The following is a 14,631-nucleotide window of genomic DNA, read 5'->3' on the forward strand; positions in this document are numbered from 1 at the left end:
TTTACCAAATCCACACAGATTCCTGCATTTTCTGGCTTACCCGGTCCTGGAGACAGGATAATGCACTCAGGATTTAGTTTGGAGATTTCTTCAAGAGTTATCTTATCATTTCTATAAACCAAAATATCAGAATTGACTTCACCAATCAATTGGAAGAGATTATAGGAAAAACTGTCATAATTATCAATTAAAAGAATCATTCTAAACCTCCATCAGCAATTTTTAAAGCATTAATGACTGCAGCGGCTTTGTTCAAGCATTCATCAAATTCTGTATCAGGCACACTATCTGCCACAATGCCTGCACCTGACCTAATAAATACCTTATTATTTCGTGCAAAAGCGATTCTTATGGAAATGCAAGTGTCAATATTACCGCTTAAATCCAAATAACCAATAGCTCCTCCATAAATTCCTCTTTTATTATTTTCAAGTTCATTAATTATTTCACAGGCTCTTATCTTTGGAGCACCGGATAATTTCCCTGCCGGCAGAATTGAATCTATAGCCACAAGAGAATCCAAATCGCTTCTTAATGTTCCGCTAACAGTAGATCCAATGTGCATAACATGAGAAAACCTTTCAATTGAGAGATATTTGTCAACAGTTACTGAACCTATCTCTGATATTTTTCCAATATCATTGCGTCCCAAATCAACCAGCATATTATGTTCCGCCAATTCCTTTTCATCAGCCAAAAGTTCTTTTTCAAGCATTAAATCTTCTTCAGGTGTTTTGCCCCTAGGCCTTGTGCCGGCAAGTGGAAAGGTATATAAATTTTTATCATTCAATTTCACCAATGTTTCTGGTGATGCTCCAGCTATTTCAACATCATTACTTGAGAAGTAGAACATGTAAGGTGAAGGGTTTGTAGTTCTCAAGACTCTATAAGTATCAAACAAGCTTCCTGAAATTTCTGCTTCGATTCTGTTTGACAATACGACTTGAAAGATATCTCCCTCTTTAATATAATCCTTGGCCTTTTCAACCATATCGCAGTATTTTTCACGTGAAAAAACTGGTTTAAATTCTGACTTTAATTTTAAGGATTCTATTTCAGTTTTTTTACCATTTTTTATAAGATTTGCAATATCTTTTAGTTCGTCGCATGCCCTTTTATAATTATTTTCCAAATCATCAGTTTTGATATTTGAAATGATAATGATTTTTTGCCTGAAATTATCAAATGCAATCACCTTATCAAACAGCATTAAATCAATGTCCTTGAACTGGTCCTGATTTTCAGCATCCAAATTAAGTGAAGGTTCTGAATATTTAATATAATCATAGGCAAAATAACCAACGAATCCACCAGTGAACGGAGGAAGATAATCTAATTTCGGAGATTTATTTTTTAAAATTAAATCCTTAATTATGACGCTTGGATTATCGGTTTCAATTGTAACCAAATCATCATTGAATTCATTGAAATCTGCATCACCCTTAATTTTAACAACACCGTCCTGACATGTGAATTCCAAAAGAGGATCAAAACCTAAAAAACTGTATCTTCCCCATTTTTCCGCATCCTCTATACTTTCCAGCATGTAACAATGATTGCTGATGCCTTTTAAAATTCTTAAAACTTCTATAGGAGTTGCAATATCTGAAAACAATTCATATGATATTGGTATGCGTTTGTACTCCTCATTTTTTGCTATTTCTTTTACTTCTTTTATACTTGGGGAAAACATTTTATCACTAATATAAGATTTAATATAATGTACTATTTAAAACCTTGTTGTAACTTTTTGTACATTGTAAAATTTTAGTAAAAAAATTTAATTGATTTTATCCTGTTCTTTACTGAATTCAAGGACAATTTTTTTTATTTCTCGGCTTTCCAAATAAGGTAATTTTTCAGCAATTTCCTTTTCCAAATCCCTATTTAACTGCAACCTCTTTTGGACATACTCTTCACCCTCAAATTCACTGCGATATTGTTTATTTAAATTTGAATATTTGGTAATTAATGGCTGAAGAATAGTTCCAACATCTTCATCTAACTTGTCATTGATTATTTTTCTTTTTCTAATTTCAGATACATAACCAACGACTGTAACAAAAAATCCTAAAACGGTAATTGTTAAAGCGGGAACAAAAATCTTTTCATTATCCAAAAATGCAATAGTTATCAGAATCCCAATAAAAATTAGAAAAACACCAATTTTTCTTAAATCCATGAAAACACCTTTAAGATATTCTTTATTTTTAAATTATTTAAATATTATTCCAATTGGAATAGATGAATTTTAAAATTAAAACAAAAGAGATAATTGCCAAAACAGACATTGTTCCAACAACCAAATCATTATTAAATAAGATTTGAGAAGAATCCAAATGATAAATGCTTTCACCAATTAAATTATTTAAAAAATGAGCAAAAATCGGAACGAAAATATTTTCACTCTTCAAATAAAGTAATGCCATGCAGACTGCAAATATAAAAGCCGAGAATATGCTTCCAAAACCATGAAGAGATGCAAAAAGCAGAGAAGATATTAAAATTGCAAAGGTAGTCGGGACAATTATCTTCAATTTATTTAAGAAAATACCTCTAAAAATCAATTCTTCAACTACCGGAGAAAGCAAAACCACCGATAAAAATCCTACAATCCCAAACAATTCAATGTTCAAACTCATAAAAGAACCGAAAATACTGTTTGAATCAACAACTTGAAGAATGAAATTTGAAAAATACAGCATCCCATAAGAAAAGAAAATATTCAGCAATACAACAGATCCAACTGTTTTAAAAGAAACCTTAGAAAATACATTTAAAAACTCAATTTTTAATTCATTAAAGGAATTTCTTAACTTAAATATGAAATAGGCAAGAACAATCAAATACAGAAATGTTGAGTTGAATTTAATATTAAGAAAATTAAAACCTACCATCAATATACACAGTACAATGAAAAGCACCAACAATTCAACAAGTGAAATTCTTTTAATTTTTTCATTAAATGATGACATAATATCTTAAAAAAAAATAAAAAATGGATAAAATCCAATAATTTTAATTTTTAATAAATTTACAAAAATTATAATACAAATATACAAGATTTTTAAAATATATTAAATAAATTTAGATACGCATTGCTAATGTTTACGGAAATTTTAATTTTCCACAAGCCATTATCAATTCCTCATTCGCTAAGTAATTACAAACATAATACTTACAAGTATTTGAAAATATATCTGCAGACAATTTAATCTTTTTCAAAGATGAAAACATCTTCTATATGTTCTTTTCCCAACGTTTTAGTAATATTATAGGCTAATAATAAGGAAGGGTTATAACGAGCGTTTTCTAAAGCATTTACTGTTTGACGAGTAACACCAACGGAATCAGCAAGTTCTTGCTGTGTTATTCCCAATTTCTGGCGAAACTGTCTTATTCTAGTTTCCATATAATCACCTATTTATATTTAAATATAAATGGTGTTACTATTTCTTTTATAATACCTATATAAATGTGTTGTTGTATTGAACAACATATAATAACATCAATCAACAAACTATAATTATAACGATAATGTTTAGAGATGATAAATTATGGCAATACATCCTATTGAATTTAGATATGGAACTCCCGAAATGAAAAAAATTTGGGAAGAAGAAAATAAACTGCAAAAAATGTTAGATGTTGAATCCGCATTGGCACAGGCTGAAGGAAAACTTGGAATTATCCCTCAGGAAGTTGCAGATGAAATTGCTGCAAAAGCAAATACCAATTTTGTGAAATTAGAAAGAATGAAAGAAATTGAAGCTGAAACCAACCACGATATTGCAGCATTATCAAAATCAATTACTGAAGTTTGTGAAAATGGCGCTGGAGAGTATGTTCATTTCGGAGCTACATCCAATGACATTGTAGACAGTTCAAATTCATTACTTATCCACGACTCCATTGAAGTATTGAAAGAAAAATTAGAAAGATTAACAAAAATAATGCTCAAATTAGCTGAAGAAAATAAAATGAAAGTATGTATTGGACGTACTCATGGTCAACATGCCCTTCCAACCACTTACGGAATGAAATTTGGAATTTGGGCAGACGAACTTCACAGACAATATGTAAGACTTGAAAACGCTGAAGCCAATGTCTGTATTGGAATGATGGACGGAGCAGTTGGAACAACTGCCGCTTTAGGCGAACAAGGTTGGGAAATTCACAAAAGCGTTGCAGAAATATTAGGATTACCTGCAGCTACAATTACAAACCAAGTTGTTCAAAGGGACAACCATGTTGAATTCATCAGCGTCTTAGCCAACATTGCAAGTACTTTAGATAAAATTGGACTAGAAATCAGAAGTTTACAAAGAACCGAACTCATGGAAGTTGGCGAATACTTCGACCCTGAAAAACAAGTTGGAAGCAGTACCATGCCACATAAAATGAATCCAATTACTGCTGAAAGGATTTGTGGAGTTGCAAGAATCATTAAATCTTATGTAAATGCTGCTTTAGACAACAATCCTCTTTGGCATGAAAGAGACTTGACAAACTCTTCCTGTGAAAGAATAATGTTTCCGGAAAGTTGCATTTTAACCGATTACATTTTAAATCTGACAATTAAGTTAATGAACAATTTAGTATTCTACGATGAAAATATAGAAAGGAATTTGAATTTAACCAACGGTTTAATTATGGCAGAAAGATTAATGGCTGAACTTACCCGTGCAGGAATGGGAAAACAAACTGCATATGGAATTGTAAGGAAAAATGCAATTAAAGCCAATAAGGAAAAATTATTGCTTGGTGAATTAATCCTAGAAGATGAAGATGTTCAAAAATACTTAAATGAAGATGATGTTGAAAAAATAATGGATCCACATACCTATATCGGTTCTGTGCCAATTATCATCGATGAATTACTTGAAAAATCCAAAGAATGGTTTTAGGTGTAATAATGGCCAGTGTAAAAGAATTAAAGTCTATTGATTTGAATTCATTCACAATTATCGGAACTGGAATTAGCGTATTGATTGCCATATTAATGTCTATACTTATTACAATAGGAATTGGAATAATTTCACCTGAAAATTTTGCAATTTCAATATATGTCATTCCAACAATCATTGTTGGGTCATTTATTTGTGGAATTTATCAATATTTTTCAGACGGATTATTCTTTAATTTCCTCTCAAAAAAATTTAGAAACATCAATGTTGCATTTGATAATGACTCACTTGTTAAAGTATCCACTACCGAAACTGCAACAATTATTGCTACAATTACATTAATTCAGGTGTTATTGATTTATTTGGTTTCAGTACTAATACTCCCATTGATTATTAATGCAACAATCCAAACATTAATGTTTGGAGGCCAACAATTAATGGCTTACAGTTTATATCAATTTTTATTAATTTTAAGCCAGCCAATAACAATCATAATGTTAATTTTTGGTTCCTTCATCATAACATTCGTGTTTGTTTTAATTGGAGCATATATTTATAATCTAATTGCATCAAAAGGTAGAGCCATTACTTTAAAATTGTCTAAAGAAAATGAAATGACTGCTATAGATTCCATTGACATTTTAAACTTTGCAATTGCATTTACAATAATTGGAGGAGTATTAAGCTTAATTTTTGGAATCATAATGGTGATTAGTGGTGCAAACGTGATGACATTAATTACTAATGTATGTGGAGGAGTAGTCTACGGATTCATTGCTGCAGCACTCACCGCAGCAGCATACAACCTTCTAGCTCCAAAAATTGGAAAATTAAAAATAGAATTAATTGATTTATGAATCAATTAATTTTTACTTTCTCTTTTTATTTCAGGGACGTATCTCTTAAGCATCAATGAAAGAGATATTACTGTAACAGAACTCAATGCCATTGCCAAACCTGCCAAAGCAGGTTCAAATGTTATTCCAAAAGTAGGATATAAAATGCCTGCAGCTATTGGGATTAAAATAGTATTATACGCAAATGCCCAGAAAATGTTTTCTTTGATTCTTCTCATGACTTTTTTGGAAAATTGCACAGCAGCAACAACATTTTCCAAATCTCCTTCCATAATAACAATGTCCCCACTTTCCATAGCTATATCGGTTCCATTACCCATAGCCACACCAATATCTGCCTGAGTTAATGCAGGAGCATCATTAATACCGTCCCCAACAAATAAGACCTTTTTAGTATTATTCGCTTGAGTTTCCTTTACAATGTCCAGTTTATTTTCAGGAAGGATTCCCGCTTTGACATTATCAATTCCAACTTCACGAGCAACATTAAGCGCTGTAGACTCATTATCACCTGTCAACATATAAGTTTCAACATCCATCTTATGCAATTCATCAATAGTCCTTTTAGAATTGGCTTTAATCTTATCGGACAGACTTAAAATACCTTTTACGTTCTTATCCTGAGCCAGAAATATGATGGTTTTGCTTAGCTTTTCAAGTTCATGATACTTCCCAACCGCTTCATCAGACACACTAACATCAAAAGATTCCATTAAAGCAAGATTTCCTGCAAGAACTTCGCTAGAGTTTATATCAGCTTTAAGACCTTTGCCCGTTACATTTTCAAATTCAGAAGTCTGATCAAGGTCTAAGTTTAATTCCTTGGCTTTGGTTACAATGGCTTTTGCTATTGGATGATTTGAATTTTGCTCAATACTGGCCGCAAGCCTAATTAATTCCTCATCACCCATACCATAAGCGATAATANNNNAGGTTTTCCTTCAGTTATTGTTCCTGTCTTATCAAATGCAGCCACATCAATTTGACCTGCATTTTCCAAGGTATCTCCGTTTTTAATCAGTATACCAAACTCGGCAGCCCTTCCAACACCAACGGTAACTGCTGTCGGAGTAGCCAATCCCAATGCACAAGGACATGCAACAACCAAAATAGAAATTAGACAGGTTAGTGAAAACAGCAATGAAGCGCCTAATACAAAATACCATATTAAGAAAACAATGATAGCTATTGATAGGATAACTGGAATGAAGTAAGAAACAATGGTATTTGCAAATTTCTGAACTGGAGGTCTTGAAGATTGTGCTTTTTCTACCAAACGGATGATATTAGATAAAACAGTGTCTTTTCCAATTTTTTTAGCCCTAATATGCAATATTCCATCCTGATTAATGGTTCCTGCAAAGACTTCCTCACCATCTTTTTTAACTTTAGGAATCGGTTCACCATTAATCATAGATTCATCAACATAAGATTCTCCACCAATAACTTCCCCATCCACAGGTATTTTTTCACCAGGTTTTACAAGCAACAAATCATCCAAAACTATATCTGAAATTGAAACTTCCTTTTGAGATACAACTTCCCCATTTTCATCAATTTCAATAGCAGTTGCAACTGTCGGTTGAAGACCTATTAATTCACGAATAGAATCAGAAGTATGTTTTTTAGCTCTTGCCTCAAGATATCTTCCAATCATTAAGAATGAAGGAAGCATTACGGCAGAATCATAGAACATGAAGGTATGATCCAAAACAATGCCAAATGTTCCAAAGATACTTGACACATAAGCCACTAAAATACCCATTGAATACATTACGTCCATGTTTAAGTTTTTATGCCTCAATCCATTGATTCCAGCTTTTAGAATAGGTAAAGAAACATATAAAAAAGGAGCAATACTTACAATTAATGAAAGCAGTCCCATCGAAGAGATGTTGATTCCGGTTGCCTGGTGAATGCTGTGGGTAAGACCCATTAACGGGTCCCAACCGCTGAACATTAAAATCATCAATATTGCTGAAAAAATCAAACCGACAATAATCCTATTGCGTTTTTCCTTTAAATCCTGTTGATAGATAGCTTCCTCATCTATTTCAGTTTGGCCTTCAACACCCAAAAGTTCAAAACCCAATGAAACTATAACCTCTTCTATCTCATCCAAGGTTACTTTTGATGAGTCATATCTAATTCGTGCAGATTGAGAGGTCAAGTCCGCCTTTACATCAAAAATGCCATCCAGACGGATTAAAAAATTCTCAACATTCATAGTACATGAAGCGCAATGCATTCCCTGAATTCTTATGGTCATTTCATCACAATGCAGATCAAAACCCAGGTTTTTGACTAAACGCTCCATTTCTTCATATGAAATTTTTTTAGTATCAACTGTAATGTGTAGCTTATTTGAAGCCAAATCAGCATCAACTTCTTCTACACCTTCAATCTTTCCAAAAGTTTTATTTACACTTAAAACACAGGAAGCACAATGCATTCCCTCAATTGGTAAATCCATATGTTTATGCTTTACCATAACATCACAACCGTTCCCATTATATGAAACAATATATGGTTTTTAATCATTATAAAAGTTTAGGTAAACAAAAAAATAAAAAAAGTAATAAATACATCACATATACTTGATGTTAATGTCCTTGTGAGGAATTGTTCTTTTGAATCGCTTCTTAGGATAACCAATAATGAATGCTGAGTACATATGCTTATTTTTATCAATGGATGGGAAAAATTCCATCAATCTACCATGGTCGATTTCATCAGCCTTAAGAATAAACAGGGAATAAAATCCGCCAAGTCCTAAGGAATATGCAAGCAATTCCAAACGAGTATTGGCTATAACAGCACTTGTCTTATCAGTTGAAAATGTTAAAATTAACTGATGGCCCTGCCACAGTAAAGGATGATATTCTTTTGTTGAATTGTCTCTTATATAATCTCCAAATTCCTTTACTCTGAAAAATTCATCTTCTTGAACCTTAATGATGTCATAAACATGTTTCATGAAATCATTCAGTTTTTTGTCCAAAACCACAAATTCAACATCCTGCTCATTTTGTGCTGATGGAGAATAATATGCACCTTCAATCAGTTTATTAAAAGTATCTTTATCAATTTTTTTCTTTTTAAACCAACGAATAGATCGTCTCTGTTTTAAAAATGCCAATAATTCATCATAATTTAATGGAATTTCCTTTGAGTTATAATCTTCAATTCTGCCTTCACGACCCTTAAATATCTTGAGGGTTATGGCACAAGTGGGACATATTGCCATGCAATGTCCGCATTCAAAACAGTTGCTTCCTGTTTCGTAAGCTACTTCACCTATTTCAATATTGTCCCTAATACATACTGATTTGCATTGACCGCAAGCAATGCATTCGTTTTCATCAATCAACAATTTCATTTTACTAAAACCCCGTCCTGGAAAACATTCAAAATATTATCATTATCACTCAAAATAGAAACATCATCTAACGGATTCGAATTGACTAAAATCAAATCAGCAATATAATTTTCTTTTACAAGACCCAAATTATCTTTATTCAAAAATTCAGCTGCCTTAACAGTTCCTGCAGCAATGGCTTGTGATTCAGACATTCCAATTTCAACCAAATGAGTTAATTCCTCCAAATTATGACCATGAGGAATAACGCCACTGTCTGTTCCCATTAAAATATTTACACCCTCTTCATATGCAATGGATATATTCTCTTTGTGAACTTTGACAATCTCCTTTAGTTTGGCTACTTTTTCACCGGCATAATTATCCCATGCCGGAAAACCGTTTTCATATAAGAATTGATGAACCAGCAATGTTGGAACTAAACTGACATTATTTTTTACCATTTTACAAGCTGTCTTTTTATCAATGAATGTTCCATGCTCAATTGATGAAAATCCTGCATCAATACAGTTATTCATCCCCTTTAAACTATGACAATGAGCCGATACTTTCATATCATTTGCTGAGGCTTCTTTGACAATTGTTTTTAATTCCTTCTTATTGAATTGGGCAAATTCAGGAGAGGAATTTGTAGTTAGAACTCCACCACTGGCCATGACTTTAATAAAGTCTGCACCTGCCCTTTTCATTTCACGGGTCTTTTTTAAAACTTCCTCTACACCATCACACCTGCCTTTAGGAAATCCAGGATAAATTATCTCCATATCCCATCCTGAAGGCAAAAATAAATCAAAATGTCCCCCAGTCATTACCAAAGGACTTATAGACAACTGTATTTTCGGTGCAGTAAATAATTTACGTTGTTGAGCTAATTTGAAACTTAAATCAGCTGATCCACAATCTCTAATTGTTGTAACACCTGCATTGATTGTTTGTAGTGCATGAGGAACTGCATTATAGAAATGTAGTCCTAATGGATTAGCCATATTTTCTTCTTTGTGAAATCCTTTTGCAAAAATATGGGTATGACAATCAATAAAACCCGGAAGCAGATAATTGTCTTCACCGTCAATTACATTAGCATCTGCATTAATATTACCTGAGGATATTTCCTTAATGACATTATCTTCAATTAAAATGTTTTGACTGGTTTCAATTTCATCTGAAGGATTTATAATGTTTACATTTTCAATTAGAGTTTTCATATTATCACTACAATATTTCTATAGTTCCACTATCCCCATCAACTTCGACTAAAGTTCCATTTGTCAAATCTTTAGTTTCAGCCGGTGAATCCACCATTGGGATATCAGACATAATAGCACCAGTAGCTATAATCGGTTCGGCATTTAGGCAAATTATTGCTTTTGGAGCAGTATTGTTCTTCATCATTTGGAAAATAACATATGACCCAACAGTAGATCCTTTACCTCCAGGGATGAATAAAACTTTATCTTTAATTATTTCTCCTTTTAGTTCGTGAGTGGGATCAATAATTTCACCATTTTCAGGATTTACACCACCTAAAAAACTAATAGGTTCTGTGGAAACAATTAATTCACCTTTTGCCTTTCCTTTTGCAATATTTCTACATTCAATCATAAAATCACATACATTATTTAAAATAACTTATCTTCAACATATTCACCGTTATTGATTGCATTAGTTGATTGTACTACATCGACTAATGCCCAAATCCATACCACAAGAACTAATAAAAATCCAATTAACAAGAAAATTAAAACTGCAGATATGATATAACCCACTATGAATAGAATACCTTTCTGGTTAAGACCCAAATAAATCTGACCAAGGCCTGGGAAAATTACACTTAAAATAACTGCCAATACCAAACTCTTTTCACCGGAATTGGCGGACGGAACAGAACTTCGATTAGCAGTTACTCTTCCGGACAAATCATACCCGCATTCAGGACAGAACTTATAATCGCCAGTTAATTCATAACCACAATTTCTACAAAATTTATATTTTTTAGATTCCTGTTTTGTTTCGGGTGGAATTACTTCAGCACTTTCTTTTTCTTCAGAAGCATTTACATCGACATTGACGTCTTCCTTTTGACCAACATCTTCAATTTCAACAGTTTGTTTTTCTTCTTTCTGTTGAAGTAAAGCTCCGCAATTAGAACAAAACTTTGCATCTTTTACATCTTTTCCGCATTCAGGACAAATTACCATGTTATCACCTAAACAACATCTTTTTTCATTACCTCTCTTAAAACTGCAGTTGCATAAGACCCTTTATTGATTGAAAATTCACATAAAACACCATCATCAGTTGGAACTGCAGATGCATCCCATACTTGAAAACGCATAGCGCGCCTTAATCCATGACTGCCTAAACGAGGCATTTTTGGAACTTCAAAGTCTTCTTTTGTAATGTTGTAATTTTTTAAGATATTTTCTTCCATTTCACCGACTTTTCCACCAGCAAATGGAACTTTTGTACCATATAAAGGACAAGTTGGGCTAGCTTGGAAAGTTTCAATTAATTCTTGGAATTCTTCAGGAGTTTTATCACGAACAATATGTTCTTCATTGTCAATTACAATATCTCCTTCGACATAACTGTTTATTCCCATTTCTACCCTATTGCTTACAGCTTCATTGAATAAATAAGATTGATAAGCATGTACAAACATTCTCTGAAGAGGTTTAGGAAGAGCGTGTAATGCATTCATATATGATTTGTCAGTCAATTCACCTTTTTTGGAATCTTTAATCAATTCCTTAATCATCATCTTTTCATAACGCATTCCCTTACCCATTAAATTAAGGGACTCCTCTAAATTACCGTCATCAAATGCCTGTCTTGCCAATTGATTTTCTTCAGATTCATCATCCTGAGGATTTCCAATGTACCTTCCAACAGCTTTTTCAAGGTCATTTTCAACTAATGCTTCACCAACAAGATGAGTTATTGTTCGTGGCTTTCCAAATCTCTGCCATCCAAAATAATTGGGAACACCGGTTACTTCCAATTGTTTTAAAACTTCATTAGCAGTATCCGCACTTCTTTCTATATCGTCCAAATCTTTAATAAGAATTCGAAACTTATTTCCCTTAAGTTGACCCATTCTAAGTTTTTTTCTACCTCGAACAATTTTTAAAAAATCAGTTTTATAAATTTCGCCGTCAAGGGCCTTAACTTGATTAAGTTGCTCTTCAGAATCCATATTTGCAATACAAATCCATTGTCGGGTTATGGCTTTTTTGTCTTTCATTCCTGCAAAGCCCATTCTTTTTCTTGAAATATGTAAATCACGAGCAATATCCAAAACAACATCCAAAGTAGTTCTCCCTAATTTTTCAATCCAAACATAAACGTTAGGACCTTCTCCTTCGGGAATTATTTCGGGAATTTCTTCAACATAAAAATCTTCATATTGGTTTCTAATAGTTCCACCAATACCTTTTTGAGCTGTTACATAAGTATTAGCATTTAACATATTAATCACGGAAAATAATAATGCCCTGGCCGGGATTTGAACCCGGGGAATGGGATCCGCAGTCCCATGTGTTATCCAAACTACACCACCAGGGCAACAAAATAAGATAACAATTAATTATATAATTCTTATAGTATTTAATAATTACCATACCGACAATGTATAAGAATAATCCCCATATGTTCTTATAGCTACAGATACATTATCTGCATCGGAATATTCACCAGAACTTGCCAATACCTTATCATCCAACATATTTGTTTCACTAAATCGATAATTCTTAAGATTAAAACTCGATAATTTATCTTTAGAAAGTTCACAAACTTTATTGATAGACTCTTTTGAATTTTTACCATCTTTTAAAATTGCAGAAATATCACCTAAAAATGTCTTATCAGTAAAATTAATTTTTCCACTTAAACTTTCCATGACGTCTTGAGCATTTTTAGAATCCTTTATTTCACTTGAATAATAGGAATCTGGCATAAATATAGCTTGATTGAAAACTATAAAAGCAAATAAAAGCAAACCGACTATTAATACTGCATCTATAATGAACAAATTTCCTTTATCATCTAACATGTATGAGAATTAGATTTCAGGATTAATAAAAAAAGTTGAAGTGTGAAAATGTGCTTTTGCACAAATCCACATTTAATTTTCACGAATGTGTTTTATGACTTTATCCTTTTTAGCAATAGCTGCATCAGAAGCCTTCTGAACCTTTTGCTTCATTTCTTCAAAGTCTTCAGGAGTTGTTTCACCGACTAACTTTTTAATTTTTGTATAGGCGGCTTCTCTAAATAAAGGAACCAATTTTTCTTCAGTTGAATCTTCTTTAATTAAAATTGGTTCACCAGAGTTGTTTACTTCACCAATTTCAGAAATTGCCACATCATATTTTGCAACTGCTTTTTTAATATCGCCGACAATTTCAGGAGGTGCAATCAGCATCAGTGAGTCTGTTGAAACACCTAACGGATCAATGTTTAATGTTTCAAGCATATTCAATACATTTGGAGCCACCATCTGTCTGATTTCCTTTTCGTAGAATTCCAATCCGACACCGGTTGTATTGGATATCTCATGGGCATCTCCTCTAAGGCCACCATTTGTTACGTCTGTCATTGCATGAATGTCCTTTACAAGGTCTGCTTCAAATAAAGCATGTGATGCCTGAACAAAGTTAACGTTCATTGTATCCCATACGACATCGAAAAATCCGTTATATAATGCAGTAGTGGTTATTGTTCCACCGCCAGAACCTTCAGTTAAAAGAATAATATCTCCTTCAGTCGCTCCTTTTCTTGCAGTAGGAGGATAATTTGAAACACCCACACTTCCAACAGCGGAAACAAACCTATCACCTAACACCATATCTCCGCCAACACGCAAGGTACTTCCTGCTACAATTGGAACATCAACAAGTTCGGAAACCGCTGCAACACCTGCTGTAAAGTCAAATATCTTTGCAACGTCCCCATCATCTGCAAGGTGAACATCACTTAATATAGCTACCGGATCTGCCCCCATTACACAGACATCCCTAAGTGTTGCACGAGTTACATGAAAACCGCCTAAAAACGGATATTCACTTAATCTTGAGTGTATTCCGTCAACAGCTGTTGTAATATAAACTTCATCATTTTTTGCTTGAGCTTTAACAACACCTCCATCATCCTGTTCTGATGGATTGACAAGTGATGCTGTATTTGTTGAGGCTACGATTTCTGCGATTTTTCTGTGAACGAAAAAGTCGCCGGCTCCACGGGAACCTACTCCCATTTCGCCCATGAGCACATCAGCCTTATTGACATTTGCTATTTCCTTTAAAAATTCATCATTGCTTTCGTCTAATTTCAAAGTAGTTGAAACTTCATCGATTACTGCTTTTGCCATTTCATGAGAATTTTCTTCTGAAATGTTTTTATATTCTCTTATGCGTACCGCCAGAATATCAGCCAAATCATCATATGAATAATCATCAATTCTAGCTCTTACAAATCCTTCAATATCCAT

Annotated in this window: 13 protein-coding genes, 1 tRNA gene and 2 pseudogenes; 2 read left to right on the plus strand and 14 right to left on the minus strand. The window is 33.1% G+C overall.

Annotated elements, in window-relative coordinates; translation table 11 throughout:
* The 5 genes and pseudogenes from QZ143_RS05505 to QZ143_RS05525 all read right to left on the minus strand — a co-directional run.
* A pseudogene (locus QZ143_RS05505) lies at positions 1–200 on the minus strand (aminodeoxychorismate/anthranilate synthase component II); the annotation flags it as partial.
* On the minus strand, positions 197–1,693 hold the full coding sequence (gene trpE / locus QZ143_RS05510; RefSeq protein WP_292881986.1) for an anthranilate synthase component I: 1,497 nt from the start codon (positions 1,691–1,693) through the stop codon (positions 197–199). The gene trpE and the pseudogene QZ143_RS05505, both read right to left, overlap by 4 nt.
* An 87-nt stretch (positions 1,694–1,780) precedes the next feature.
* Positions 1,781–2,182 carry a hypothetical protein gene (locus QZ143_RS05515; protein ID WP_292606024.1) on the minus strand — a complete coding sequence of 134 codons (402 nt, stop codon included), beginning with the start codon at positions 2,180–2,182 and terminating at the stop codon, positions 1,781–1,783.
* 37 nt (positions 2,183–2,219) lie between these two features.
* The gene (locus tag QZ143_RS05520) at positions 2,220–2,975 is read right to left on the minus strand and encodes a type II CAAX endopeptidase family protein (RefSeq protein WP_292881990.1); all 756 of its coding nucleotides are present in this window, start codon (positions 2,973–2,975) and stop codon (positions 2,220–2,222) included.
* Positions 2,976–3,211: 236 nt separating this feature from the next.
* Positions 3,212–3,412, minus strand: a complete 201-nt coding sequence (locus QZ143_RS05525) for a helix-turn-helix transcriptional regulator (RefSeq protein ID WP_292881994.1) — start codon at positions 3,410–3,412, stop codon at positions 3,212–3,214.
* A 145-nt stretch (positions 3,413–3,557) separates the two neighbouring features.
* On the opposite strand from QZ143_RS05525, the gene purB reads away from it, so the two are divergent.
* Positions 3,558–4,907, plus strand: a complete 1,350-nt coding sequence (purB, locus tag QZ143_RS05530; RefSeq protein WP_292606018.1) for an adenylosuccinate lyase — start codon at positions 3,558–3,560, stop codon at positions 4,905–4,907.
* A gap of 8 nt (positions 4,908–4,915) precedes the next feature.
* Positions 4,916–5,764, plus strand: a complete 849-nt coding sequence (locus QZ143_RS05535) for a hypothetical protein (RefSeq protein WP_292881997.1) — start codon at positions 4,916–4,918, stop codon at positions 5,762–5,764.
* 5 nt (positions 5,765–5,769) lie between these two features.
* Here QZ143_RS05535 and QZ143_RS05540 read toward each other — a convergent pair.
* The 9 genes and pseudogenes from QZ143_RS05540 to QZ143_RS05580 all read right to left on the minus strand — a co-directional run bounded on the left by QZ143_RS05540 (position 5,770) and on the right by QZ143_RS05580 (position 14,631).
* Positions 5,770–8,255, minus strand: a pseudogene (locus tag QZ143_RS05540) (heavy metal translocating P-type ATPase).
* 96 nt (positions 8,256–8,351) lie between these two features.
* Complete coding sequence (locus QZ143_RS05545) at positions 8,352–9,143, minus strand: nitroreductase family protein (protein WP_292882000.1); 792 nt, start codon at positions 9,141–9,143, stop codon at positions 8,352–8,354.
* Positions 9,140–10,348: an amidohydrolase family protein gene (locus tag QZ143_RS05550; RefSeq protein WP_292882007.1), complete on the minus strand. Its 1,209-nt coding sequence runs from the start codon at positions 10,346–10,348 to the stop codon at positions 9,140–9,142. Before QZ143_RS05550 ends, QZ143_RS05545 begins: the two co-directional genes overlap by 4 nt.
* A gap of 7 nt (positions 10,349–10,355) precedes the next feature.
* Entirely contained in the window at positions 10,356–10,745 is a 390-nt protein-coding gene (locus tag QZ143_RS05555; protein WP_292607947.1) for a DUF126 domain-containing protein, read from the minus strand.
* A gap of 17 nt (positions 10,746–10,762) precedes the next feature.
* Positions 10,763–11,341, minus strand: coding sequence for a zinc-ribbon domain-containing protein (locus tag QZ143_RS05560; protein WP_292882009.1), 579 nt, complete (start codon positions 11,339–11,341; stop codon positions 10,763–10,765).
* 8 nt (positions 11,342–11,349) lie between these two features.
* A complete protein-coding gene (truD, locus tag QZ143_RS05565) occupies positions 11,350–12,612 on the minus strand; it encodes a tRNA pseudouridine(13) synthase TruD (protein WP_292882011.1) in 1,263 nt (420 codons plus the stop codon).
* A gap of 21 nt (positions 12,613–12,633) precedes the next feature.
* Positions 12,634–12,707: transfer RNA gene (locus QZ143_RS05570), tRNA-Arg, on the minus strand.
* A 49-nt stretch (positions 12,708–12,756) separates the two neighbouring features.
* Positions 12,757–13,194 carry a hypothetical protein gene (locus tag QZ143_RS05575; RefSeq protein ID WP_292882014.1) on the minus strand — a complete coding sequence of 146 codons (438 nt, stop codon included), beginning with the start codon at positions 13,192–13,194 and terminating at the stop codon, positions 12,757–12,759.
* A gap of 72 nt (positions 13,195–13,266) precedes the next feature.
* Positions 13,267–14,631, minus strand: a complete 1,365-nt coding sequence (locus tag QZ143_RS05580; RefSeq protein WP_292882017.1) for an AIR synthase-related protein — start codon at positions 14,629–14,631, stop codon at positions 13,267–13,269.

The sequence above is a fragment of the Methanobrevibacter sp. UBA188 genome (assembly GCF_905234905.1).
Classification (GTDB): domain Archaea; phylum Methanobacteriota; class Methanobacteria; order Methanobacteriales; family Methanobacteriaceae; genus Methanocatella.

What these genes read in the sequence shown, in the direction of transcription:
- truD (WP_292882011.1), bottom strand. Translation starts at nt 12,612, where the DNA reads ATGTTAAATGCTAATACTTATGTAACAGCTCAAAAAGGTATTGGTGGA.
- QZ143_RS05580 (WP_292882017.1), bottom strand. Translation starts at nt 14,631, where the DNA reads ATGGATATTGAAGGATTTGTAAGAGCTAGAATTGATGATTATTCATAT.
- QZ143_RS05550 (WP_292882007.1), bottom strand. Translation starts at nt 10,348, where the DNA reads ATGAAAACTCTAATTGAAAATGTAAACATTATAAATCCTTCAGATGAA.
- QZ143_RS05525 (WP_292881994.1), bottom strand. Translation starts at nt 3,412, where the DNA reads ATGGAAACTAGAATAAGACAGTTTCGCCAGAAATTGGGAATAACACAG.
- QZ143_RS05545 (WP_292882000.1), bottom strand. Translation starts at nt 9,143, where the DNA reads ATGAAATTGTTGATTGATGAAAACGAATGCATTGCTTGCGGTCAATGC.
- QZ143_RS05515 (WP_292606024.1), bottom strand. Translation starts at nt 2,182, where the DNA reads ATGGATTTAAGAAAAATTGGTGTTTTTCTAATTTTTATTGGGATTCTG.
- trpE (WP_292881986.1), bottom strand. Translation starts at nt 1,693, where the DNA reads ATGTTTTCCCCAAGTATAAAAGAAGTAAAAGAAATAGCAAAAAATGAG.
- QZ143_RS05560 (WP_292882009.1), bottom strand. Translation starts at nt 11,341, where the DNA reads ATGGTAATTTGTCCTGAATGCGGAAAAGATGTAAAAGATGCAAAGTTT.
- QZ143_RS05520 (WP_292881990.1), bottom strand. Translation starts at nt 2,975, where the DNA reads ATGTCATCATTTAATGAAAAAATTAAAAGAATTTCACTTGTTGAATTG.
- purB (WP_292606018.1), top strand. Translation starts at nt 3,558, where the DNA reads ATGGCAATACATCCTATTGAATTTAGATATGGAACTCCCGAAATGAAA.
- QZ143_RS05535 (WP_292881997.1), top strand. Translation starts at nt 4,916, where the DNA reads ATGGCCAGTGTAAAAGAATTAAAGTCTATTGATTTGAATTCATTCACA.
- QZ143_RS05555 (WP_292607947.1), bottom strand. Translation starts at nt 10,745, where the DNA reads ATGATTGAATGTAGAAATATTGCAAAAGGAAAGGCAAAAGGTGAATTA.
- QZ143_RS05575 (WP_292882014.1), bottom strand. Translation starts at nt 13,194, where the DNA reads ATGTTAGATGATAAAGGAAATTTGTTCATTATAGATGCAGTATTAATA.